General features: G+C 62.2%; 23 protein-coding genes and 1 pseudogene. 12 read left to right on the top strand and 12 right to left on the bottom strand.

Annotated elements, in window-relative coordinates; all coding sequences use genetic code 11:
• Nucleotides 1-42 precede the first annotated feature (42 nt).
• The 7 genes from E2K76_RS17900 to E2K76_RS17870 are packed head-to-tail and all read left to right on the top strand — an operon-like array spanning nt 43 to nt 6,073.
• A complete protein-coding gene (locus tag E2K76_RS17900; RefSeq protein WP_136685817.1) occupies nt 43-816 on the top strand; it encodes a LamB/YcsF family protein in 774 nt (257 codons plus the stop codon).
• Complete coding sequence (locus tag E2K76_RS17895) at nt 813-1,670, top strand: D-amino-acid transaminase (protein ID WP_136685816.1); 858 nt, start codon at nt 813-815, stop codon at nt 1,668-1,670. The genes E2K76_RS17900 and E2K76_RS17895 overlap by 4 nt, the downstream gene beginning before the upstream one ends.
• 3 nt (nt 1,671-1,673) lie before the next feature.
• Nucleotides 1,674-2,612, top strand: a complete 939-nt coding sequence (locus E2K76_RS17890) for a 5-oxoprolinase subunit C family protein (protein WP_136685815.1) — start codon at nt 1,674-1,676, stop codon at nt 2,610-2,612.
• The gene (locus E2K76_RS17885) at nt 2,609-3,247 is read left to right on the top strand and encodes a GntR family transcriptional regulator (RefSeq protein WP_136685814.1); all 639 of its coding nucleotides are present in this window, start codon (nt 2,609-2,611) and stop codon (nt 3,245-3,247) included. The genes E2K76_RS17890 and E2K76_RS17885 overlap by 4 nt, the downstream gene beginning before the upstream one ends.
• Nucleotides 3,244-4,188 carry an NAD(P)-dependent oxidoreductase gene (locus tag E2K76_RS17880; protein WP_136685813.1) on the top strand — a complete coding sequence of 315 codons (945 nt, stop codon included), beginning with the start codon at nt 3,244-3,246 and terminating at the stop codon, nt 4,186-4,188. Before E2K76_RS17885 ends, E2K76_RS17880 begins: the two co-directional genes overlap by 4 nt.
• Complete coding sequence (locus E2K76_RS17875; RefSeq protein ID WP_136685812.1) at nt 4,185-5,429, top strand: hydantoinase/carbamoylase family amidase; 1,245 nt, start codon at nt 4,185-4,187, stop codon at nt 5,427-5,429. Before E2K76_RS17880 ends, E2K76_RS17875 begins: the two co-directional genes overlap by 4 nt.
• Nucleotides 5,426-6,073: a GntR family transcriptional regulator gene (locus E2K76_RS17870; protein ID WP_136685811.1), complete on the top strand. Its 648-nt coding sequence runs from the start codon at nt 5,426-5,428 to the stop codon at nt 6,071-6,073. The genes E2K76_RS17875 and E2K76_RS17870 overlap by 4 nt, the downstream gene beginning before the upstream one ends.
• Here E2K76_RS17870 and E2K76_RS17865 read toward each other — a convergent pair whose 3' ends face one another.
• Nucleotides 6,074-7,027 carry a 2-hydroxyacid dehydrogenase gene (locus tag E2K76_RS17865; protein WP_220432293.1) on the bottom strand — a complete coding sequence of 318 codons (954 nt, stop codon included), beginning with the start codon at nt 7,025-7,027 and terminating at the stop codon, nt 6,074-6,076.
• Between the two features lie 92 nt (nt 7,028-7,119).
• On the opposite strand from E2K76_RS17865, the gene pxpB reads away from it, so the two are divergent.
• Nucleotides 7,120-7,860, top strand: coding sequence for a 5-oxoprolinase subunit PxpB (pxpB, locus tag E2K76_RS17860; protein ID WP_136685810.1), 741 nt, complete (start codon nt 7,120-7,122; stop codon nt 7,858-7,860).
• Between the two features lie 15 nt (nt 7,861-7,875).
• Here pxpB and E2K76_RS17855 read toward each other — a convergent pair whose 3' ends face one another.
• From E2K76_RS17855 to E2K76_RS17835, 5 genes are read right to left on the bottom strand one after another with little or no spacing between them, the layout of a single operon-like run.
• A complete protein-coding gene (locus tag E2K76_RS17855; protein WP_136685809.1) occupies nt 7,876-8,670 on the bottom strand; it encodes a transporter substrate-binding domain-containing protein in 795 nt (264 codons plus the stop codon).
• Between the two features lies 1 nt (nt 8,671).
• Nucleotides 8,672-9,655 (bottom strand): agmatinase, encoded by a 984-nt coding sequence (locus E2K76_RS17850; RefSeq protein WP_136685808.1) that lies wholly within the window; start codon nt 9,653-9,655, stop codon nt 8,672-8,674.
• Nucleotides 9,655-10,311 (bottom strand): amino acid ABC transporter permease, encoded by a 657-nt coding sequence (locus E2K76_RS17845; RefSeq protein ID WP_136685807.1) that lies wholly within the window; start codon nt 10,309-10,311, stop codon nt 9,655-9,657. Before E2K76_RS17845 ends, E2K76_RS17850 begins: the two co-directional genes overlap by 1 nt.
• Nucleotides 10,308-11,096, bottom strand: a complete 789-nt coding sequence (locus tag E2K76_RS17840) for an amino acid ABC transporter ATP-binding protein (protein WP_136685806.1) — start codon at nt 11,094-11,096, stop codon at nt 10,308-10,310. The genes E2K76_RS17845 and E2K76_RS17840 overlap by 4 nt, the downstream gene beginning before the upstream one ends.
• Nucleotides 11,093-11,692 (bottom strand): DUF1989 domain-containing protein, encoded by a 600-nt coding sequence (locus tag E2K76_RS17835; protein WP_136685805.1) that lies wholly within the window; start codon nt 11,690-11,692, stop codon nt 11,093-11,095. Before E2K76_RS17835 ends, E2K76_RS17840 begins: the two co-directional genes overlap by 4 nt.
• A gap of 280 nt (nt 11,693-11,972) precedes the next feature.
• Between E2K76_RS17835 and E2K76_RS17830 the strand changes: the two genes are divergently transcribed.
• Both E2K76_RS17830 and E2K76_RS17825 read left to right on the top strand, forming a co-directional pair.
• Complete coding sequence (locus E2K76_RS17830) at nt 11,973-13,151, top strand: M24 family metallopeptidase (protein ID WP_136685804.1); 1,179 nt, start codon at nt 11,973-11,975, stop codon at nt 13,149-13,151.
• 7 nt (nt 13,152-13,158) lie between these two features.
• Nucleotides 13,159-14,322 (top strand): M24 family metallopeptidase, encoded by a 1,164-nt coding sequence (locus E2K76_RS17825; protein WP_136685803.1) that lies wholly within the window; start codon nt 13,159-13,161, stop codon nt 14,320-14,322.
• Nucleotides 14,323-14,407: 85 nt separating this feature from the next.
• Here the strand turns inward: E2K76_RS17825 and E2K76_RS17820 are convergent, their stop codons facing one another.
• A complete protein-coding gene (locus tag E2K76_RS17820) occupies nt 14,408-15,094 on the bottom strand; it encodes a hypothetical protein (protein ID WP_136685802.1) in 687 nt (228 codons plus the stop codon).
• A gap of 314 nt (nt 15,095-15,408) precedes the next feature.
• Between E2K76_RS17820 and E2K76_RS17815 the strand changes: the two are divergent.
• Nucleotides 15,409-16,086 (top strand): annotated as a pseudogene (locus E2K76_RS17815) (IS6 family transposase).
• A 614-nt stretch (nt 16,087-16,700) separates the two neighbouring features.
• On the opposite strand, the gene E2K76_RS17810 reads toward E2K76_RS17815, so the two are convergent.
• The 4 genes from E2K76_RS17810 to E2K76_RS17795 all read right to left on the bottom strand — a co-directional run bounded on the left by E2K76_RS17810 (nt 16,701) and on the right by E2K76_RS17795 (nt 18,725).
• Nucleotides 16,701-17,003, bottom strand: coding sequence for a hypothetical protein (locus tag E2K76_RS17810; RefSeq protein ID WP_136685801.1), 303 nt, complete (start codon nt 17,001-17,003; stop codon nt 16,701-16,703).
• Between the two features lie 441 nt (nt 17,004-17,444).
• Nucleotides 17,445-17,687, bottom strand: coding sequence for a DUF982 domain-containing protein (locus tag E2K76_RS17805; protein ID WP_136685800.1), 243 nt, complete (start codon nt 17,685-17,687; stop codon nt 17,445-17,447).
• A 93-nt stretch (nt 17,688-17,780) separates the two neighbouring features.
• On the bottom strand, nt 17,781-17,972 hold the full coding sequence (locus E2K76_RS17800; protein WP_136685799.1) for a hypothetical protein: 192 nt from the start codon (nt 17,970-17,972) through the stop codon (nt 17,781-17,783).
• Nucleotides 17,973-18,215: 243 nt separating this feature from the next.
• On the bottom strand, nt 18,216-18,725 hold the full coding sequence (locus E2K76_RS17795) for a hypothetical protein (RefSeq protein ID WP_136685798.1): 510 nt from the start codon (nt 18,723-18,725) through the stop codon (nt 18,216-18,218).
• 745 nt (nt 18,726-19,470) lie between these two features.
• Between E2K76_RS17795 and E2K76_RS17790 the strand changes: the two genes are divergently transcribed.
• A complete protein-coding gene (locus E2K76_RS17790) occupies nt 19,471-20,835 on the top strand; it encodes a family 16 glycosylhydrolase (RefSeq protein ID WP_136685797.1) in 1,365 nt (454 codons plus the stop codon).
• Nucleotides 20,836-21,625: 790 nt separating this feature from the next.
• On the opposite strand, the gene E2K76_RS17785 is transcribed toward E2K76_RS17790, so the two are convergent.
• Nucleotides 21,626-22,052 (bottom strand): YsnF/AvaK domain-containing protein (locus tag E2K76_RS17785; RefSeq protein WP_136685796.1); only part of this gene is annotated, 427 nt, incomplete at its 5' end.

The following is a 22,052-nucleotide window of genomic DNA, read 5'->3' as shown; positions in this document are numbered from 1 at the left end:
GTCGGTATTCGATAATTCCAGCCTGAACGTGTCGAGGATAGCATGAGAACGATCGACCTGAACTGCGATCTTGGCGAAAGTTTTGGGGCGTGGACCATCGGTGACGATGCCGCAATGCTGGACCTCGTCTCGACCGCGAACATTGCCTGCGGATTTCATGCCGGCGATCCTTCGGTCATGCGCCGCACGCTTCGGATGGCCCGGGACAAGGGTGTGGCGGTCGGCGCGCATCCTTCGTTCGCCGACCTTTACGGCTTCGGCCGCCGCCGCATTTCGGGCGAACATCCGGATGATCTAGGAGCGCAGCTTATCTATCAGATCGTTGCCCTGCGCGGAATGGCCGAGGTCGAGGGCCATAAGATGACGCATGTGAAGACCCACGGGGCGCTGGGCAACATGGCGGCGGTGGACCCTGACCTTGCGGCACTGTGCGTGCAGGCGGTCAAGTCGGTGGACCCGTCGTTGATCTATGTCTCGCTGCCCTATTCGGAAACCTATATTGCTGCCGAAAAGGCGGGGCTGCCCGTTGCGTGCGAGATCTACGCCGACCGCACCTATACCGATCAGGGCGAACTGACTCCGCGCAGCCAGCCCGGCGCGGTCATCCACGATGCGCGCCAAAGCGTTGATCAGGTGCTGGAAATGGTCGTTGGCGGCCACATTCCCACCACCGGCGGCAAGCGCCTGCCGGTCGATGCCGCCACCCTTTGCGTTCACGGCGATACCCCCGGCGCGCTCGAGATGGCGCGCGGCCTGCGTGCGGCGCTTGCCGCCGAAGGCATCGGGATCGCATCATTCATAGGAAAGACACAATGACGAGGACGGTTTACCTGAATGGCGACTGGCTGCCCGAGACCGAGGCCAAGATCTCGGTCTTCGATCGCGGATATACGATGGGCGACGCCATCTATGAGGTGACCTGCGTTCTGGATGGCAAGCTTGCCGATTACTCAGCCCATGCCGCACGGCTGAAACGATCTGCGCACGAGCTTGGGATGCAGATCCCGCTGGACGACGACGCCCTTCTGGCCGCGCACCGCAAACTGGTCGAGGTGAACGGGCTGACCGAAGGGCTGGTTTACCTCCAGCTTTCGCGCGGGGCGTCAGACCGCGACTTCACCTATCCCCGCGATGGCGCGCCGATGACGCTGGTGATGTATACGCAGCCGAAAAAGGCCATCGACAATCCGCAGGCCGAAACCGGCATCGCGGTCATCACCCTGCCCGACCTTCGCTGGGGACGGCGCGACATCAAGACCGTCCAGCTGCTCTGGCCGTCGATGGCGAAGATGGAGGCGATGGCAGCCGGGGCGCAGGACGCATGGCTGGTCGAGGACGGGTTCGTGACCGAGGCAAGCTCGGCCACCGCGCATATCGTCACGGCGGACGGAGTTCTGGTTACCCGCGATCTTTCACGGGCGCTGCTTCCGGGCGTGACCCGCGCGGCGGTCATCGCGCTTGCACAGGACCACGGCTTGCGGGTCGAGGAGCGCGCCTTCACCGTGGCCGAGGCGACGGCGGCACGCGAGGCGTTCATTACCTCGGCCTCGAATTTCGTCCTGCCGGTAGTGCGGGTGGATGGGGCGGATATCGGCGACGGCATCCCCGGCCCGGTCGCTCGCGAACTGCGCCGGATCTATATCGACACGCGCCGCGCGGGCGCGATCTGACCCATGAGACAGGCCGAGATCCTTCGTCCGGGAATGATGATGACCGTGCAGGATTCGGGCCGCCGGGGGATGCTGCGTTTCGGCGTGTCCGGCGCAGGGCCGATGGACCCCGATGCAATGCGGATGGCCAATGCGCTGGTCGGCAACCCGGCAGATGCCGCGACACTGGAATTCGCTTTTTTCGGCGGAGCCATCCGGTTCGGGGATGACCGCATGGTGGCGGTCTGCGGCGCGGTGCGCGATCTGCGGATCGGGGGCAATCCCGTCGCGCCATGGCAGTCCCATCTTGTCCGTGCGGGACAAGAGTTGACGATCGGGGCGATGGCGGAAACCGTCTGGGGCTATGTCGCCATAGGCGGGGGGATCGGCACCCAGCCCGTGCTGGGTGCGCGCAGCACCCACCTGCGCACCGGCATCGGAGGCATCGAGGGGCGTACCCTGCAAGCGGGCGACGCGCTGCCGCTGGGCGGCGCCGAACCCGTGCCGATGCGGAAGCTGGGCGCGCCGTGGCGGGTCCGGAGCGGCGCAATCCACGTCGTTCCGGGCCCGCAGGATGACCGTTTCGGCGCGGCTGCGGTGACAGATTTCCTGCGCGGCCCCTTCACCGTGACGCAGAAACGCGACCGGATGGCGATGGTGCTGGACGGCCCGCGCATCCATGCGGAAATGGGCCATGACATCGTGTCGGACGGCACGCTGCCCGGATCAATCCAGGTGCCGGGTTCCGGCCAGCCATTGGTTCTTCTGTCCGACCGCCAGACGACGGGCGGCTACCCCAAGATAGCCACCATCGCCAGCGTGGACCTGTCGCGCCTTGCGCAGATGGTCTCGGGCCGCCCCTTTCGTTTCACCGCCATATCCCAGTCCCGCGCCGAGGACATGCTGATCGCCCATCGCGACGCCTTCTCTCGCGCCCTTGCCGAAGTCGAGACCGCCCGATGACCGAACCTCTTTCCAGTCGCGCCTATCGGCAGATCATCGAACTTATCCTGTCACGCAAACTTGCCCCCGGCGCGGCGCTGAAGGAAGGCGAACTGGCGGGCGAGCTCGATATGTCCCGCACCCCCGTCCGCGAGGCGATGAAGCGGATTGAAGCCGAGGGCCTTGCGCATCGCGACGGGCGCTTTCTGCGCGTCCGCCAATTGACCCATACCGAAATAGAAGAGGTCTTTGCCTTGCGCGCCGCGTTGGAAGGCTTTGCCGCGCGACAAGCGGTCACGCTCTCTCTTTCTACGCTGGATGACATGGCCAGTCGCGTGCGCGATTTGATGGCGGGCGGCCCCGGCGACAGCGACGTGCAGAGCCGCGTCGATAGCGATTTTCACGCGATGATCGCCCAAGCCAGCGAAAATCGCACACTGGTTCGCACCGTCGCCGACCTGCGGCTACGCACATGCATGTTCGACGTGCATCAGGTGCCAAACCGCTTCTTGCAAGGGTGCGAAGAGCATCTGGGCATCATCGAAGCCCTTGTCGCCCGCGACGGTGCTACCGCCGAGGCGCGGATGATCGCACATGTGGGCAATGCCGCCCGCGCGATCCTGGTACGGCTCGACCGGCTGGAGGCGGACGCATGAAATGCCTGATCGTCCAGCCGATACATGGTGACGGGCTGGACCTGCTGCGGACCAACGAGGTGACGCCGGTGCCGTGTCCCGCGCCGACGGATGACCACATCCTGCCGCTGATCGACGATTGCGATGCGGTCATCACCCGCGATGCCGGTCTGTCGGGACGTGCGATCATGGCGGGACGCAAGCTGCGCGTGATCGTGATCCACGGCGCGGGACATGATGCCGTGGATATGGAAACCGCGACTCGCGAAGGGGTGCTGGTCTGCAACACGCCCGGCGCGAATGCCCGTTCGGTTTCGGAACTCGCCCTTGGTCTGGCCATCGCGGCGGCGCGGGCCATACCGGCTGCCGACGCCGCCCAGCGCCGCGCCGAAGCGGGTTTTCGTGAACGGGTCGCCACGACCGAATTGTCGGGCAAGGTTGCGCTGATCGTCGGCTGGGGCAGCATCGGCGCCGGTCTGGGGCAGATGCTGCGCGACGCGTTCGGAATGACGGTTCTGGTTTACTCGCCCCGCGCAAGGGATGTGCAGGGGTTCGAGACCGTCGCGGACCTGCATGCGGGCCTCGCACGGGCCGACCTGATTTCGCTTCATACGCCATTGCGGGACCAGACGCGGGGATTGATCGGAACCGCGGCATTGGCAGCCTGCAAGCGGGGCGCCATCCTTGTGAACACCGCGCGGGCCGGGCTGGTGGACGAGGTCGCACTGGCCGCTGCGCTGTCCTCGGGGCAGATCGCTGCGGCGGGCTTGGACGTCTACAGCCCCGCCGCGCCGCAAGGTTCGCTGGGGCGCTTCCCGCAGGTGATCTTCACCCCGCATCTGGGCGGCGCCACCCAGGAGGCGCTGGCACGCGTCGCAAAGGGCAGCGCGCGCAACACGCTGGCGGCACTGCAAGGCATCCGCCCAGAAACCGCATTGAACGCACCGGAGGCATGGTCATGAGCGATGCAGTAGAACGGATGGTCCATGACATCTTGTCCGAAGTGAACGCGATTTCGGCGCCGGGCCCCGGCTTTACCCGCCCCTCATACAGCCCGCAGGAATCCGAAGCGCACCGCGTCATCGAACGCCATGCGCTAGCCCTTGGGCTTGAGGTCGCGCGCGATGCCGGGCGGAACCTGTTCGCGCGGCTTCCGGGCCGCGACCCTGCCGCGCCCGCGCTGTATGTCGGCTCGCATCTGGACACGGTGGCGATGGGCGGCGCCTATGACGGAACCGCCGGCGTTGCGGGCGCGATGGCCCTTGCCGCCGCCTTCGTCGAGGCGGGTGAGACACCACCGGTCGATCTGGTGGTCACCGTCACACGGGCCGAGGAAAGCGTCTGGTTCCCGGTTTCCTATATCGGATCGCGCGCGGCGATGGGGCGGCTGACCGCCGACGACATGCTGGCCCGCCGCACCGATACGGGCCGCACGCTGGCCGAACATATCCGCGACGAAGGCGGCGATCCCGATGCCGTGCTGCGCGGCCCCGGCCTTACACCCGCCTGCTTTGTCGAACTGCATATCGAACAGGGTCCGGTTCTGATGGATGCGGGCGAGCCTTATGCGCTTGTGCGCGGCGTTCGTGGCGGGGTGCGTTACCGCAATGCCGAAATTCGGGGCACTTGGGCGCATTCGGGCGGCGCACCGCGCAGTGCGCGCAACGATGCCGTTTTCGCCTTTGCCGATCTGGTCACTGCCATGGATCGACACTGGGGCGAGACGAGTGCCGATCTGGCCGTAACCTTTGGCTGGGTCGATGCGGCCAGCGCCGAACATGCCTTTGCAAAGGTTCCCGGCCAGCTTGGCTTCTGCATCGACATCCGCAGCGAGAATGACGCGGTTCTGGACCAAATGGACGCCCTGCTGCGCAAGGAAATCACAAGGATCGAAGCTTCACGCGGGGTCGCGTTCGATCTGGGCGCGCAGTCCCGCAGCAAGCCCTCCGCCTTGTCGCATGGCCTTGCCGATCGCATCGCTGACGGCGCCGCGCGGCTGGGCGATGCGCCCCGCCGGATGTTGTCGGGCGGCGGTCATGACGCCGCAGCCTTTGCGCAGGCCGGCTGGGATGCCGTGATGGTCTTCCTTCGCAACGGGAACGGCAGCCACAATCCCGACGAGGCCATGGATCTTGAAGATCTGATCGCCGCCGTCCGCGCCCTGAAATCCACTTGGGGCGACACGCAAAGGGCACCGGAATGAACGACGACACCCTGACCGAACACGCCTATCGCAGCCTGAAGCAGCGCATCCTCGTCGGCGAGTTGAGCGCGGTGGACAACCTGACGGAACGGTCGCTGGCCGAACAGTCCGGCATTTCGCGTACGCCGCTGCGGGGCGCCATCTCACGGCTGGAGGCGGAGGGCGTGATCTCCCGCCTTCAGAACGGCACGCTGATGATTCGGGAGGTGACGCTGGAGCAGCTTCTGGAGATTTCCGAGGTCCGCCGCCTTCTGGAAGGGACCGCCGCGGCCCGCGCCGCAGAGCGCGCGGCCATCACTGGCCTTCCCCCGGTACTGGCCGAAATGCGCGCGGTCATGCAGCGCCACGCCGATGGGTCCGAGACCGCCTTCGACGCCTTCTGGATCGAGGACGACCAGTTCCACCGCGCCGTGGCCGAAGCGGCCGGCTTTGCGATCCTGCCCGGCATGCTTGCCGACATGCGTGAGACGGCGCGGCGCTGCACCATCAGCCGCCGGCACGACGGGTTCGCCCAGCAGGCCATCGAACACATCTCCGTCATCGACGCCATCGAGGCTGCCGATCCCGCCGCCGCCCGCGCGGCGATGGAGGCGCATTTTATCAGCGTGCGGAAGCGTTTCCTAGACTGGCTGACACGGCGCTAATCAATAGCCCCGGGCCTGATCGATCGCAGGCGGGATGATCCCATTGCTTCGATAGAGTGCGATGTTGCCGGTCACGATCCCAGCCGCCGTCCCTGCATCGGTGGGGGCAGAGATATGGGGCAGCACGGTGACGGATGGATGATCCCACAGCGCATCGTCTTTCGGCAGGGGTTCCACCTCGAACACGTCCAGCACCGCATGGGCGATCGCGCCCGCATCCAGCGCGGCGACCAGCGCCCCCGTGTCGATGATTGCTCCGCGCGCGAAATTGATGATCTTCGCGCCCTCCGGCAGCGTCGCCAAACGCTCTGCATCCAGCAGCTTGCGCGTATTTTCGGTCAGGGGAAGAAGCACAAGAAGAATGTCGCTCTGGCGCAGAACCTCGGCCAGACCCGCATCGCCGTCGTAGCACCGGACGCCGTCGATTTTCTTAGGGCTGCGGCTCCAGCCGACGACCGGAAATCCGGCGCCGAGGATCCGCCGCGCAGTATCGGCACCCAAGGCGCCAAGGCCAAGGATCCCGACCGTGACCGCCGATGGCGGACGATAGGGAAGCTGGCTCCAATTCCGCGCGCGTTGTTGGCGGGCATAGTCCGCCATGTTGCGGAACAGATAATAGGTCCATGCCAGCCCCGCCTCTCCCATGGTGCGGGCAAGCTCGGGGTCGACCAGTCGCACGATCGGCGGCCGGAACCCCGGCAGTTCGGCCACCAACCGTTCCACCCCTGCCCAAAGACTTTGGACCCAGACCAGCGCGGGCAGCTGCGCTATCTCGGCAGGGTCTGGATTTGCGACGATGGCGATATCGACAAGCCTGCGCTGCGCAGAGGTAAGGTCACGAAACGGAACGATAACCTCATACGGCATCGCCAAGCGCAGCCGTTCGAGCCACTGCGCCTCTTGCGCCGCGGCGATGCGGGTGACCAGAGCAATGATTTTCGAAGATTCAGGCATGGGGATTGTCAGCAACCATTGAGCATATTAATGACATACCAGCGGTATACGCATCAGGCAACCCGCTGCGGAAACACTTCGGAGATGGCTGGATGACCCACCCTAGCACAAGCACGGCGCCACGCATCCTTCCTGCGGGTGACGCAGCACTGGTCGTGGAATTCGGGGACGCGATTTCCGTAGAACTGCACGACAGGGTCATCGCGCTGGATCAGGCTCTGCAGGCCGAAGGTGTGTTGGGCGTGACAGAGACGGTGCCGACGTACCGATCGCTTCTGGTCCTTTACGATCCCGGCGTAATCCGCGGCGCGGTACTGGCCGAGACGTTGGCGATCATGGCGCAAAAGGCAGGCGGGCGCATGCAGGGCACCCGACTGTGGCATGTTCCGGTGCTCTACGGCCACGATGCCGGACTGGATCTGGACGAAATGGCCGAGATGAATGGCATGACGACGGAAGCGCTGATCGCGCTGCACGGGTCGGTCGATTACCGCGTCTACATGATCGGCTTTGCACCGGGCTTCACCTATCTGGGTGGATTGCCCGAGACGCTTCATACCCCGCGTCTGACCACGCCCCGCCAATTGACCTCCGCAGGCGGGATCGCCATTGGCGGGGCGCAGGCATGTATCGGGGCGCTGCCCTCCCCCAGCGGATGGCGGTTTCTGGGACGCACGCCCCTGCGCAGCTTCGATCCGGCCCGCGAGGAGGTCTTCGCCTTCCGCCCCGGCGACATGATCCGCTTCCACCCCGTCACCGAAAACGAAGCGACCGCGCTGGACGCGCGGTCGGCCAAGGGCGAAATCTGCGCCGATTACGAGGTTGCGGGTTAAGCGCCCGCCCCCGTCTTATTCGGCCAGGCTGCGGATCGGATTTGCCGGCGCGGGCGAGTAGCCGACGAGTTCCGTCGTCAGCCGCGCATAGGTTCCATCCGCAATCATGTCGGCCAGCGCCTTGTTCACGGCAGCGGTCAGGTTGGGCTTGCCCTTCTTGATCGCGAAGCCCTTCTGGATGCTGCTGACCGGCTCTTCCAGCATCACCAGCGGAAGGTTCGACGCCTTGATGGTGTAGCCCGCGGCGACCGCGTCGGTCACGATCGCATCGACGTTGCCGTTGACCAGATCCTGCACCGCATCGGATTCCGCCTTGTAGGCTTTGACCTCGCCGCCAAGATCCTCGGCGATCTTGGTCCAGTTGGAAGCGACCAGCCCGCCGACCGGATGTGCCGCGATGCCCGCCGGGGTGGTGATCTCGCTGCCCTCGCGCACGATCACGCGGCCGCCCGATTCAAGCCAGCCATCGGCGAAGGTCACGGCCTTCTGGCGTTCCTCGGTGATGTCCATGGCGACACTGATGATGTCATACTGGTCGGCTTCGAGCCCGATCAGCACGCTTTCCCATTTCACCAGCACGGGGTCGTATTCGAGGCCAAGACGCTTTGCCACCTCGGACATGATGCGGATTTCCAGCCCGTCCAGCTCGCCGCTGGGCGCGCGCATGGAGAAGGGAGGATAGGTCCCTTCCGTCGCCGCGCTCAGCTTGCCGGGGACCAGCAGCTCCAGCTCTCCCTGCGCCATGGCACCGGTCGCAAAGGCCATCGAAAGGGCAGTCACGGCGCCAAGCGCCAAGAATTTCAATTTCATCTCATACACTCGCTGTCGGGTTTTTCATTGCCGCGCCTTCAAGCCTTGCTTCGGCCAGGATCGCCAGAAGTTCGGCCATGACGGTGGCCCCGAGCAGGGCGGTGATCTGGCCCGGACCGTCATAGAGGGGATTGAGCTCGACCACGTCGCAGCCCGCAAGATCGATGCCTTTCAGCGCGCGCAGAAGGCCAAGCGCCTCGCGCGCCGAGGGGCCGCCGCATTCGGGCGTCTCCACCCCCGGCGCATAGGCCGGATCGACGAAATCGAGATCGAAGCTCAGATAACTTGAGTGCCCGGCGGCACGTTCGGAAATGCGGCGGGCCACTTCGGGCAGGCCCATCGCGAACATCTCGTCGCAGGTGATGACCTCGAACCCGAGGTCGAGCGACTGGCTGACATCCGTGTCGCGGAAAAGGGAGCCACGCAGGCCGACCTGGATTGAACGGGCGGGATCGACGATCCCCTCCTCCAAAGCGCGCCGGAACATGGTGCCGGCGCTGTAACGCTGGCCCCCGAAATAGCTGTCCCACGTGTCGGTGTGGCCGTCGAAATGGATCAGCGCCAGCGGCCCCGTCCGCGCCGCCACGGCCCGCAACGCGGCCAGCGACACCGAATGATCGCCGCCAATGCCGAAGGGCACCGCGCCCGCAGATACGACAGCCGACAGCAAGGCCTGAAGCTGGACAAGGCTTTCGATCTCGTATCCCGGCACGACATTCGCATCGCCTGCATCGGCTACGCGCAGCACGTCGAAGATGCTGATGTTGCCGCGATAGGGATTGATCGGGCGCAGCATCACCGACATCGCGCGCAAGGCATTCGGCCCGAACCGCGCGCCGGTGCGATACGGCGCCCCGGAATCGGACGGCAGGCCGATGATCGCGGCGTCCAAATTCTCCAGCCGCGTCGCCATGGGCAGACGCATAAAGGTCGGCGGGCCGACGAAACGCGGCGTGGAGAGCGAGTCGGTGGGAAGCACGCTCATCAGCTCAGCCTTGCATAGCGGCGTTCGAGCCAGTTCGCGAGCTGGGTCAGGACCGAGGTCAGCGCCAGATAGATGACCGCGACCGCGATGTAGAAATCGAACGGGCGGAACGTGGCCGAAATGAGCGTCTGAGCATACAGCGTCAGCTCCACGACCGTGATCGCCGAGAGAAGCGAGGTGTTCTTCAGGGTGGAGATCGCCTCGTTCGTGATCGACGGCAGGATGATGCGGAACACCTGCGGCAGGATGATCGTGCGCATCGTCTGCGCATGGCTGAACCCGATCGCCAGCGCGCTTTCCGTCTGGCCCTTGTGGATCGCCGACAGGCCCGAGCGGATGATTTCGGCCACATAGGCGCCAGAGTTCACGCCAAGGGCGATGACCCCGGCGGTAAAGGGCGACAGCCGGATGCCAAGCTGCGGCAGGCCGAAATAGATGATGAAGATCTGCACCAACGCGGGCGTTCCGCGGATGAACCAGATGTAGAACCCCGCGATCCCCCGCAGGATGCGATAATCCGACCGTTGTGCCAGCGCGGCGGCAAGCCCGCAGATCCAGCTGACGATGATGGTCAGCACCGTTAGCCAAAGCACCAGCCACGCAGCCCGCATGAAACCGGGACCGTAAAGCGCGATATCTACGAACAGCTGGCTCATGCCCGGACCTCCGATGACGGGGCATCGTGGAGGATGCGGTGAAGGAATTGCCGCAGGCGCGGGCTCTCGGGATTTTTCAACACGATATCGGGCGGCCCCTGCTCGGCCATTACCCCCTGATCGAAGAACAGCACGCGGTTAGACACGTCGCGGGCAAAGGCGATCTCGTGCGTGACCAGCAGCATCGTCATCCCGTCGGCGGCCAGCGAGGCCATGAGCGTCAGGACCTCGTGCACCAGTTCGGGATCGAGCGCCGACGTCACCTCGTCGAACAGCATCAGCTTGGGCTTCATCGCCAACGCGCGGGCTATGGCGACGCGCTGCTGCTGCCCGCCCGAAAGACGGCCGGGATAGCTGTGGCGTTTTTCGTAGAGGCCGATGCGTGACAGCAGCGCCTCGCCCTCGGCGGTGGCGTCCGCCTTGCTTTGGCCGCGCAGCATCATCGGGGCGTGGATGACGTTCTGCAGCACCGTCATATGCGGCCACAGGTTATAGCTTTGGAACACCATACCGATTTCGGCGCGCAGGTTCTGAAGCTGGGCCAGCGTGGGATGGAAGCGCGATTCAGCGCGGTAGTCGAAGGAATACCCCTCGAATTTCATGAAGCCGGACTGCGGCATCTCCATCGCGTTGATCGACCGCAGGAAAGTCGATTTGCCCGAGCCGGAGGCGCCGATGATCGACACGACCTCGCCCTGCGCGACGTCAAGCGAAACGCCCTTGAGCACCTCGTTGTCGCCGAAGCTTTTGCGGATCTCGCGAAGTTCAAGAAAGGGGGCGGTCATGCAATGTCCACTTCGATGTCGCGCGGGGTGTGGTCGGAACCGTTGATCGGCGTCACGTCCTGCGGACAGGCGGACAGCACAAGAAGCAGGTCCATCTCTGCGCGGAAGGCGACATGGTCGCCGGGCTTGCTGACGGGGGGAAGGCGGTCCAGCGCGCCGTCGTCCGCAACCGGCACATTCATGAACACGTTCAGCGAGGCGGGGGTGAAGAGCAGCGAGATGCCATGCTCGGCAATCGCCTCGTGGAAATTGTCGGTGCAGCTGCGGTGATGGCCTTTGCAACCCAGCTCGCGATAGATCGCGGCATTGCAGGGGCACAAAAGCGTATCGTGGCGACCCGGCGTCGTATCTTCAGTCATCGTCATCATCGTGCGGCGTTGGATCGACATGACGCACATACCGCGCTCAAGGAACAAGTTGCTGTTGACCGAGCGCGTGTGTTCCATTGCCGAATATTCCAGTGGGTCGGACAGGCTCAGCGCCCATGTATCAACGACCTGAGTGCCGTACGGATTGCGCAGTGTCGCGGTTTCCTGCGCCTTGAGCACAAAGGCCGCACCCTGCCCGGCAGGAAGGATATGGCGGCGAGAGGTCATGGTGCTGCTCCGATAAAGAACGTTCTGGTCATGGGGGCTTGGTGACTCTCCGAACGGCAATGTGGAAACGATTTAAGTATACCACTGGCATTCCTTGATGCGAATTGTCCATTTTGCCCTCCTAATGGGCATTTTTCTCGCCGGTGTGCTTATTTTAGCGGCCAAACGCATCTGACGCTTAAAAAATTCACCGCTTTTACGATTGATCGATGAATACTATCGGTATACCCAAATGTGGAGACTATGGCCGCAGATATCGGATGCTATCAAGGACCCCTGAATGGAACGCTTCTTTTCTGCCGCAGAATATGAAGGGCGCTGGGCCCGCGCCGAGAGCCTCATGGCGACGCACGGGTTCGAGACGGCGGTCGTCTTCGGTCGGGGCGGCGGAACGACAGACAACTGCGGCGACATTCTCTATCTGACCAACCACTACTCGGTCAGCGGCGGCACCGATTCCCTGATCTGGTCCGCCCGGTCCTTTTCGGGCGTGATCCTTCAGCGCGGCAAGATGCCAGAACTGCATATCGACGAGCCCGAAGGCCGCGACGATCTATTGGCGGTGGACAATGTGCACTGCCACAATCATCCCTTCATAGGGATCGCCGAAGCCTTGGTGGCAAAAGGCATCACGGGCCGTGTCGCGCTGTGTGGCACGCAGTTCATCCCGGTCAAATATTACAATCAACTTGTGGAACGGACCCCGCAGATCGAATGGGTGGAATACGACGATTTGATCCGCCAGCTGCGCCGCATCAAAAGCCCGGCGGAACTGGACTGCTATCGCATCGCGGGCGAGGCCGCGACTGAAGCCACCACCGTGCTCATGCACGGGCTTCTGGCCGGTAAAAGCGAACATGAGGCGGCAGGAGACGCCGCCCGTGTCGCAGTGGCGCGCGGCGGGCGCGTTCAAGCCATCGGCACAAATCATGGCGCGACGATGCAGTACGACTATCGCAACCCGCTGACGGGATCGAGCGCCGACATCCCTGCCATCGGCGATATGGTGCGCGGCACTGTCCATGCGGCCTTTCATCAAGGTTACTACCTCGACCCCGGCCGAACGGCGGTCCGAGGGCCTGCGAATGCCGACCAGCGGCGTCTGATCGAGGCAACCAACGATATCGTAACCCGCCTCGCCACGATGATGCGCCCAGGCACCCGCCTTCTGGATGTGGCCGTTGAAGGGGACCGCCTGACGCAGGCCTTCGGCGGCGAGGTGTCGCCGCTGATGAAGAACTTTCCCTTCTTCGGCCACGGAATCGGGCTTTCCTTCGAACAGCCCCGGATTTCCACGGTGATGTCCCTGCCCGAGGATCGCGTAGAGCAGAACATGGTCTTCGGCGTCGAAGCGTTTTTGGCGCTGGAGGGCGTCGGCTCCGCGTTTTTCGAAGACATCTTCATCGTAAACGCCGATGGGCTGGAGCTTCTGACCCACACGCCTCATTATTTCTGGTGACCCTGTCATGACATTCGACTGGTTGCGCGGCACCGAAGCCGCCTTCTCTTCTGCCGAATTTGCGGGCCGCCAGGCTCGCGCACAAGCCGCGATTGCCGCCGCTGGTTTCGGCGCTTTGATACTGACCGGGCCGGAGGCGATCTATTGGCTGACGGGTCGCCAAACGGCCGGATACTTCGCATTCCAAGCATTGGTCTTACCCGTCGAAGGTGCGCCCGTTTTGCTCGTTCGCCAGCTTGAGATGGCGGGCACCAGAGCCAATACATGGCTCGATACGGTCGTTCCCTATCAAGACGGCGAAGACCCGGTTGCCGCACTGGTCGCCATGATCCACGGGATGGACCTGTCCGATATCGCCATCGAACGTGACGGCTGGTTTGTTTCGCCGCGCGTCATGGCCGCGCTCGATATGGCCTTTGGCGGTTCGCTGCACGACGGATCGGGCCTTATCACGCCCCTGCGCGCCGTCAAATCCAGCGCTGAACTCGACGCGATCCGCCATGCCGCGCGGTATGCAGAGGCGGGCATCGCGGCAGGAATAGCGACCTGCCGCGTGGGGGCGGATGAAAATGCAGTGGCCGCCGCGATGATGTCGGCCGCGATCACAAGCGGGTCCGAGACGATGGCAATGGAGCCGCTGGTTTCCTCCGGTCCCCGCAGCGGACTGCCCCACATGACGTGGCGGCGAAAGGGGCTGGGCGACGGGGACTGCGTGTTCCTGGAAATCGCCGGAAGCCACGCCCGCTATCATTCGGCACTGATGCGTTCGGTCTGGATCGGCAAGCCCCCTTCCCAAGCACTTTCCATGCATTCATGCGCCTCCGATGCGCTTGCCGCGGCATTGGACGTTTGCCGTCCGGGACAAATCTGCGCTGCTCCGCACCGCGCCGCGCAAAGGGTCATCGACAAGGCTGGCTATACGGCGGCCTTCCGCAAACGGATCGGATATTCAATGGGCGTCGCCTTTGCCCCGGACTGGGGCGAAGGTGGCATCCTGAGCCTTTTCGAGGGCGTCGAACGCGAGATCGAGCCTGGAATGGTCTTCCACCTTCCGGCAACGCTTCGCGACTACGGAAATTTCACGGTTGGCGCGTCCGAGACGGTCATCATAAGCCCCGACGGGCCTTGTGAAGTGCTCTCTTCAATCCGGCAAGATCTACATATCTGCTGAGGGAGATCATTTATATGCAGCCGCTCTTTATTCCGGGGTTCAACCTGATTGCGAAGAGGCAAACTACTGTCTTCCTGACGCGAATTCACCCCGCCGCCCACAGCCGGAACCGACCGCGTCCAGTGATCTCGCGCACCAGGCTGCGCGCCCGCAGCTTCGGCAATAGGCGCTCGGCGGTGTCGCGACTGACACCTGCCGCATGCGCCAGATCTTCGGCTGTGGCATAGGGTCGATCTGCCAGCGCCGAGATCAATCGCCCCGGATTGGCGCCACCGAGATCGGCCACATCGGCCACCGCCCGTTGCTGCCACTGAGCAACACGCTCCAATTCGCCAGGAGCCCCGAACGCCCCGTCGCGGAGTTCCGCCAGCCAGAGCGCCAGCATCTCCTCGACCGCCCCGCCCCGGCCCCAGGAGAGCCCGTGCGGCGCAAGCGGCACAAAGGGCAGGGCACGGTTTTCCGCAGCCGCAGCGCGGCCTGCAGCGGTGGCCGCCTCGATCACGTCCTCGGGTGCCGAGAGACCGGCATCAAATGCCGGACCGGTCGGGCGCACCTCCGGCAGCGCGGACTCGACCCTCCGCCCGGCCCCATCGATTTCGTGCAGACCCAGGAAGCGGCGCAGATCGCCGGGTCCGCCGGGCGAGACACAGAGCCGACGCAGGGCCCAGCGGGCGCGGCCCAGCGCGCGGGCGCGTTCGGGATCGCTGCCAGCCTCGAACACCGACCGGCCGATCCGGTCGCGGTCGAGCCAGACCCCTTCGGCGCGGCTCATCGCTTCCACTTAGCGATAGGCCAGCCGCTGGATCGCCCCCGGCCCCAGCCGGTGCACAGCTTCATCGAGACGTCCGACCGCCTGTGCCGCCCGCGCAAGTTCAGAGGCGAGGGCTGCTTCCGCAGCGCGCCAGGGTTTCGGATCGAGCAGATCGCGGTAATCCGCGCACGGAAAAGGCAGATCCCACGCAGCGGTCGCCGCCTCTTCGCAATTGCACGCTCCGTTGTCCGGGTCGGGGGATCTGTCGCAAACTCTGACAGAGGCGTGACGACGTGGTATATTGAACGCATAAGATGCGTTTGGAAGCACGAGCCATGACCTTATCGTTCAAGGGCGCCCATTTCCCGAAAGACATCATCCTCCATGCAGTCTTCTTTCTATCTGCGCTACAATGTTTCGTACCGCGATCTTGAGGAGATCATGGCAGAGCGCGGGGGCTTTGTTGATCATGCCACGCTCAACAGATGGGTGGTACCCTATGCAGCTCTGGTCGCCGAGACTGCTCACTGTAAGAAGCGCACAACAGACCGCTCCTGGCGAATGGACGAGACCTATATCAGGGTCAGGGGGCAGTGGGTTTATCTTTACCGAGCCGTGGATAAATTCGGGAAGACGCTGGACTTCAACCTTTCAACGCATCGAAACAAGCCGGCTGCCATCAAATTCTTCGCTCATGCGATGGAAGCGAACGGCCTGCGCGTAAGATCGTCATCGACAAGAGTGCTGCTAATACCTTTGCACTCAAAGACATCAACCGCATGCTGAAACGCTTCGGGTGCCCGGTCCTGATCGAGATGACGCGGACCAAGTATCTCAATAACATGGTCGAGCAAGACCATCGCTTCATCAAGCGAAGGGTGCGGCACATGCTCGGCTTCAAGAGCTTCAAATCTGCAGCATCAACCATCGCGGGGATCGAGGTGGTGATCCGCAAGGGGCAGTTCGCAGCCGGACTCCGTCCGAGTGAGCAGTTCCGCCAACTCGCCGCATGAACGCTGCAGCGACACGAAGGCGGTCTTCGCCAGCCTGAAAGTTTGCGACAGAACCCGCGAGTGCGCGCCGGACGAACGTCCGGTTAGGGGGCTCATAGCGCTGACGAAGGTAGACCGCGCGGCAATGCCCGCGCCGTAACGTCTCGGCCATAACTAGCAGCGATGAGGACATGGCAGTGCCCCTCTCCCACAGAGTATCCCGATCATCCTTTATCGGGCTAGGCTTCAAGCTTAGCACATGCGGCCGCAGACTCCAAAAATAGAGAATCGAGGTGGGTCAACGCCCTAATAGGTTGCAGCCACGCCGGTCATGATGATCAGCATCGCCCCCGTGACGACGATGATCAGTAAGGTTTTGCCCATAACTTTTCCCGCTCGAACCAGCTATGAAGACGGGCAGGCACCTTAAGTTCCGCACTATGTCCACGGGCGCATCCCTCGTGTCGTAAGATCCGCTCCGAGGGCCGCAGCAAAGGCGAAGTCCGTTCCGGCCCGCGCCCCGAGCTTCCCCCAGCCCTCTCCCTGCGGGCAAAGAGCGGCGCCAGCCCGCGCCGCGCCCGCAAGTCGCTGGATGGCAGCGATCTCCGCCCTTCGGGTTAAAGCTGCTTGCGCGATCACGCCCCAAAAGGACGTGTTGTCGCCCTTACCGCGGGCGGAACAGGTTTCAACGCTGGCTGCGCAGGGTCCACCATCGCGGGCATTCGGGGCGCATAATCCAGATCGAAAACGATGTCCTTGCCTGCTTTGCGGATCAACTCGCGCAGTTCGACCACCGAGGGCGGCATGTAGTTACGCCAGTCGGGATCGAGGCAGAGCCGATGACCGATCAGTGCCGTGAAGTCCGCAAGAACCGTTGGCAAATCGCCTTCCAGTGACCCTTCCAGCATGTTGATCCGGTATGAGAGACGAAAGCTCACGAACAAACTCCGACAATGACTTGGTAGCATAATGCGGAGGGGGAAATGTCACGCGCATGAACGCCGTCCAGTGCCGGAAGCATGACTTTCCTGTGTCGGCACCCCTGCCCTATCTACCGGCGTGACGATCTTCAGGCCGTAGTAGCCGCGCGGTCACATGCGCGAGCTAGGTCAAACACCTGACCCAAAAATCGCTTTTTCTGTGCATCTGATAGCACTGTCGAATGTCATGCGGTTCTGACTCAGTGCGCCGGATTATTAATCTCATCAGCACGCCGCGCCAAGCATATCCGACCCAAACGCCAAGCATTTCTGACCCAACGCAACCCGAAGTCGTCTGTTTGTGGGACGAAGCGCCGTTCGCTGCGGATACGAATATACCCGGCGATATTGCCCCACGCACCTTTGGAAGAGGCAAACTGAGCCATACACGAATGCCATCTAGTCGACCGGGATGCCTACCTGCTTCAATGCGAAGACGACGGCAGCGCGTGCATTTTCAGGGTCATCGAACTCGTCCATGACCATCAGGCAGGCCCGTGCAGCGGCGAAAAAGCCGACACCGCGATCCCATTTCCATCTTGTTGATAAAAACATGACCGCACTGCTGGTATCCGTCAGCACAACAGATCCGCCGGTGGCGGGGTTACGGAATTGGATAGGCTTCGAAAAGGCGCGATGCATCGCGTGGCGTTATATGCCGTCGCAGGGTTTCGGAACCTCGAAGCTGAAGCAGCAGTGCCTGCAAGCAATCATAGGCATGATCCTGCTCAAAGCTCACTCGACATCAATGCCGACGGAGCGAAGCGCATTCCTGACCTTCGTGCGCACGTCCCCCACAATCAGGGGATCGAACGGCGCGGCCTCGCAGGCCCAGACTGCCTCGTAAAACTCCGGGGTCAAAGCCCAGGCCCAATAGGACGTGAAGAAAATGTTGGCGGCCTCGTAGTTCTGAATAACGGTGGTCACTCCGGTTTCCGGATGTGCGAAGACAAGATCTCTTGTCCATCTCTCTGCCACGGTTATCCCCTTGGGAAATCACGCCCGATTGCCAGCCAACACCAAACCCGTTCTGAAAGAGAATTACTGGCAAATCCGAGCTGATCCAGCATACCGCAGATGCGGTATGCTGGATCAGCCTGCATAAAAAAACCGCTCTGGCGAGCGGCAAGTTTGGGACAAAAATGATCTGAACTGCTTTGGGATCAGGTCTTATGCAGCGCGCTTCCTGCGCGCAGCGGCGGCACCAAGCCCGGCAAGGGCGATTACCAGCAGACCGCCGGCAGCGGGCAGCGGCACCGGCGCAGGGGCCTCGACTTCGCTGGTCGCGAAAGAGATGGCCATGTTGGCGTCGAAGAAGCCCCAGTTCTTTTCGAAGAACAGGGAGAAGGTCTCACCCACATCCAGCGTAAAGCCTTCGATAAAGCCGATTGCGGCCCAAGTATCCGGATCGCTTCCGGACTCGATCATGTCAAAGGAATGGATAACGCCATATCCCACCCGGCCGAATTGGACGCTGTCCAGACCGGCATTTGAAAAGCCGGTCCCGGCCACAACGATTTCGCTGACCGTGAGGGCTTCGGAAGCGGTAAAGGCGTAGCTGACATAGCCGCCAGTGGTCAGCGTAAAGGCGTTTCCATAATTATCGCCAACGGAGATCGTCGACGCGTTGGCGAAGGTCGGGGCAATCAAGACGGCGAGTGCGGTCGCAAATGCTTTCATTTGTGCCTCCCGGGCTAAAAGAGCCGAATCAACCGGCGGTAGTGCCGGCTTCCTTTCGGTAGGTTCCGAAACCGTTACCGACAACAGGAAGTTGTGCATCCGCAGCGAAAGTCGCAAATTGCTAAATGGGAAAGGTTGGAATAGGATTCCTTCGGCATAACAGGACCTTGTGGTAGTTGAGTCTACTCCAAAAGCTGGAAATAAATTTCATGAAAAGGGTGTTGCTTGCTCGCGTGCTGCAGGTGAAAGAAGCCAAAGGTATGAATTCTCTGGCTTTCAGCTCCCTTAAGCGTCGTTGGAAATGGAGGTTGCAAGAAACACGTAAAACGTTATTTGCCGTAATTTTCGCAGTGACTATACGTTACCCGAGCGCCGTTGTGTGCTTGGCAAATAGGCAAGTTTGACTATGGCGACAAACCGTGGAGGTGAGCCTGCGTCGCGCAGCGCTTTCCATAGGGCCAAGATGAAGCTGTCGGTGGGCAGTTAAGGGCACAGTCCACCAAAAAGGGTTCCGTGTTCTACCGCGGGGCCGCAATCTGGGTCGGCGCACATCGCTGAGCTCTGCAGGGGACCAAAAGTAGGGCTTTCGCCGAGCACTCTGCAAACACACTTACAAAATGATGGGTGCGCCCCTACTTGTTCAGCATACAACCTGTGATTACATTCAGATCACCGCCTTATCCCTTGTCTGAACCCACCGATGGACCTCTTTTAGGGGTCTTTCCGCGCTTGCGAGGTTATAGCCATGCCTGCACCCTCTGCCATTCCCATGTCGGCGGGCGATGCGACGCGGATCTTCATCGAGGATGAAGCTTATGTTTTAACGTTTCGAGATGAGTTCTCGACGCTTTCACCATTCTGGCAGGGATATGGGAGCGGCGGGACGTGGGCGACATCCTTCTCTCCCCATTTGGAAGACAAGCGCTACATCCGAGAAAACCATGAACTCCAGTTCTATGCAGACCCGGATATGACCACGCTGCCCGCAGCCTTCACGGCTACGGGCGGATCGCTGGCCATAAACGCCACCCCCTTATCAGCAGCCGCGCAAGTCGAGGCTGGCGGTTTAGGGTTTGCCTCCGGCCTCATTTCGACAGAAATGACCTTCTCGCTGACCCATGGCTATGTCGAGGTCAGAGCGGACGTTCCTGACCAAGTCGGCTTCTGGAGCGCATTTTGGCTTCTGCCCAGCGAAGGTGGATGGTCTGCCGAAATCGATGTCTTCGAGTTTCTGGGCGAAGATACTGCTCTCATGCATACCAATGTATGGAAAGACGGAGCGCCAGACAGCGCGGCAATTTCAGTGAATGGCGCAGGCGAAGGATTTCACACCTATGGGCTTCTCTGGGAAGCGGACAGCCTTGCTTGGTATTACGACGGCATGCTGGTTCGCGAAGAAGCGACGGCCCTGTCGGAAGAGATGTATCTCATCCTCAATCTTGCCATCGGTGGCTGGGCAGCCGACCCCGACGCCACGACAGATTTTGCCGATCCTCTGAGGATTGACTATGTGAGGGCGTTCGAGCTGGAAGCAAGCTCTACCCGAAATCCCGCTGTGACACACGAAACCACCGCCCGCGAGCGCCCCATCGGAACAAGCGCCAGCGAGATCGTCGATGGCACAAGGTGGGCAGATTTCGTGACTGCCGGCGCCGGAAACGACACCCTTTATGGGGACGGCGGCGATGATCTTCTTTTTGGAGAGGTCGGCGACGATCAGATTTTCGGACACGCGGGGCACGACCAACTCTATGGCGGCGCTGGGCGCGACAAGCTGATTGGCGGAATGGGAAGCGATATTCTTGAGGGCGGCGCCGGGACGGATCACCTATGGGGAGGCAGCTACAAAGCTGACAAGGCGGCGGATACCTTTGTGTTCATCAAAGGCTGTGGGACCGATTACATCCATGATTTCGAACCGGATTTGGACACCATCGCAATCTTTGGCCATCCGCTGACTTATGAGAAAGCCGTTGCTGACGTGAAGGACGAAGGGTGGGCACTGAAGCTTTGCCTCGATGGCAAACAGTCCTCCGATGCCATCTATCTTGTTGGGGTGACGATGGATCAGCTTTCCCCGCATGACTTCGAGTTCATGCCACTTAGCTAATGCAGCCGCTCCTGCCCACTTCGGTTCCGGGCGTTTATATGCACCGTAGGCTCTTAACTTCACGTTCAACACGTTCGCGAGGTGCCAGATAGTCGTGCCCTTTGAACCGAGTAACTTTCCCGTTGAGCACACTCCCCGGAGTTCGAATTGTCCATGATACCTGCGGCTAGGTCTGTCCTCGAGCCCCCATTACCGTAAGCGCTTAGCAGATTCGCGGTATCGCATCTGGTGCCTACAGGGGGGGCGGGGTTTCTCCGCCCTCAAAAGCTGTCCACTGAGAACCAATTCCCTTCTGGCACGTTTACCATGCCGGGGGGCATTGCTATGTCAAATCATCCAGAAGCGTCAAAATCACGAATTGCTACGATCGTCAAAATCGTGGTCGCAATTCTCGCATTGATCGTCATTTTCACGATTGTCAGCGGTCGATCGGATGACGATACGATCGACGCACTGCCTGCCGATCAGGTGCCCAGCCAGAATGGATAGAGTCAGATCGTATCACCACCCGCAGGATGGGCGGCCGCTTCAGATACACTGACCTTTGTCAACGATGGGAAGCCACGCAAGCTGACGGGCAGGCATGATCATGCCCTGATTTGCAATCACGTTTACGATCTGCCCAGATGGTGCCTAAGCGCCCCTCAAGATGAACGCTTCCTGCGGCAGATCATCTCCATGACCCGGCTCGACCGGCGGATTTCGTTCACACTATCAAAAGCGCTCATCCTGCAGACGGGCACTTATCGGTAAAGGTGGTGGGGCGGGAGTGATCCCGCCCCGGACCTCGTCACTTCCGCGTCTTGTCCAGATCGTTGCGGTCGTCCTCGATCTCGACTTCCGTATGGCGCACGGTGTCGGAGATCGTCTCGCGATGGGTGTCGCTGGTCTTGCGCAGCCCCACCTCCTCGACCACCCGTGCTTCCTTGGAAACCACGGCCTCTTCGCGGTATTCTTCCGCCTCCAGCGTGCGATCCTGAAAGGCCGCTTCCGTGCCCGTTACCGCGCGGTCCACCGGACGGCGCTCAATCTCCACGCGGTCTTCCCGCAGATCGATGCTCTCGGTGATGGGCTCCTCGACCGTGTAAGCGTGCACGCGCACGCGGCCATGGCTGGCATCGCGCTTGCCGACGCGCAGACGCTCCTCAACAACGGGAATGCTTTCGTTGTCCGAAAGGCTGGTGTCGCGCGTTCCGGTGCCGACGGGCGCGATGACG

It is taken from the genome of Falsirhodobacter xinxiangensis, assembly GCF_004959935.1.
Classification (GTDB): domain Bacteria; phylum Pseudomonadota; class Alphaproteobacteria; order Rhodobacterales; family Rhodobacteraceae; genus Falsirhodobacter; species Falsirhodobacter xinxiangensis.
This window is presented reverse-complemented; position numbering and strand designations above follow the sequence as displayed.

Excerpts from the sequence above, each read along its gene's own strand:
- E2K76_RS17855 (WP_136685809.1), bottom strand. The coding sequence starts at position 8,670 with ATGAAATTGAAATTCTTGGCGCTTGGCGCCGTGACTGCCCTTTCGATG.
- E2K76_RS17830 (WP_136685804.1), top strand. The coding sequence starts at position 11,973 with ATGGAACGCTTCTTTTCTGCCGCAGAATATGAAGGGCGCTGGGCCCGC.
- E2K76_RS17820 (WP_136685802.1), bottom strand. The coding sequence starts at position 15,094 with ATGAGCCGCGCCGAAGGGGTCTGGCTCGACCGCGACCGGATCGGCCGG.
- E2K76_RS17895 (WP_136685816.1), top strand. The coding sequence starts at position 813 with ATGACGAGGACGGTTTACCTGAATGGCGACTGGCTGCCCGAGACCGAG.
- E2K76_RS17900 (WP_136685817.1), top strand. The coding sequence starts at position 43 with ATGAGAACGATCGACCTGAACTGCGATCTTGGCGAAAGTTTTGGGGCG.
- E2K76_RS17805 (WP_136685800.1), bottom strand. The coding sequence starts at position 17,687 with ATGCATCGCGCCTTTTCGAAGCCTATCCAATTCCGTAACCCCGCCACC.
- E2K76_RS17870 (WP_136685811.1), top strand. The coding sequence starts at position 5,426 with ATGAACGACGACACCCTGACCGAACACGCCTATCGCAGCCTGAAGCAG.
- E2K76_RS17825 (WP_136685803.1), top strand. The coding sequence starts at position 13,159 with ATGACATTCGACTGGTTGCGCGGCACCGAAGCCGCCTTCTCTTCTGCC.
- E2K76_RS17865 (WP_220432293.1), bottom strand. The coding sequence starts at position 7,027 with ATGCCTGAATCTTCGAAAATCATTGCTCTGGTCACCCGCATCGCCGCG.
- E2K76_RS17890 (WP_136685815.1), top strand. The coding sequence starts at position 1,674 with ATGAGACAGGCCGAGATCCTTCGTCCGGGAATGATGATGACCGTGCAG.
- E2K76_RS17880 (WP_136685813.1), top strand. The coding sequence starts at position 3,244 with ATGAAATGCCTGATCGTCCAGCCGATACATGGTGACGGGCTGGACCTG.
- E2K76_RS17840 (WP_136685806.1), bottom strand. The coding sequence starts at position 11,096 with ATGACCGCCCCCTTTCTTGAACTTCGCGAGATCCGCAAAAGCTTCGGC.
- E2K76_RS17790 (WP_136685797.1), top strand. The coding sequence starts at position 19,471 with ATGCCTGCACCCTCTGCCATTCCCATGTCGGCGGGCGATGCGACGCGG.
- E2K76_RS17850 (WP_136685808.1), bottom strand. The coding sequence starts at position 9,655 with ATGAGCGTGCTTCCCACCGACTCGCTCTCCACGCCGCGTTTCGTCGGC.
- E2K76_RS17795 (WP_136685798.1), bottom strand. The coding sequence starts at position 18,725 with ATGAAAGCATTTGCGACCGCACTCGCCGTCTTGATTGCCCCGACCTTC.
- E2K76_RS17845 (WP_136685807.1), bottom strand. The coding sequence starts at position 10,311 with ATGAGCCAGCTGTTCGTAGATATCGCGCTTTACGGTCCCGGTTTCATG.
- E2K76_RS17885 (WP_136685814.1), top strand. The coding sequence starts at position 2,609 with ATGACCGAACCTCTTTCCAGTCGCGCCTATCGGCAGATCATCGAACTT.
- pxpB (WP_136685810.1), top strand. The coding sequence starts at position 7,120 with ATGACCCACCCTAGCACAAGCACGGCGCCACGCATCCTTCCTGCGGGT.
- E2K76_RS17835 (WP_136685805.1), bottom strand. The coding sequence starts at position 11,692 with ATGACCTCTCGCCGCCATATCCTTCCTGCCGGGCAGGGTGCGGCCTTT.
- E2K76_RS17875 (WP_136685812.1), top strand. The coding sequence starts at position 4,185 with ATGAGCGATGCAGTAGAACGGATGGTCCATGACATCTTGTCCGAAGTG.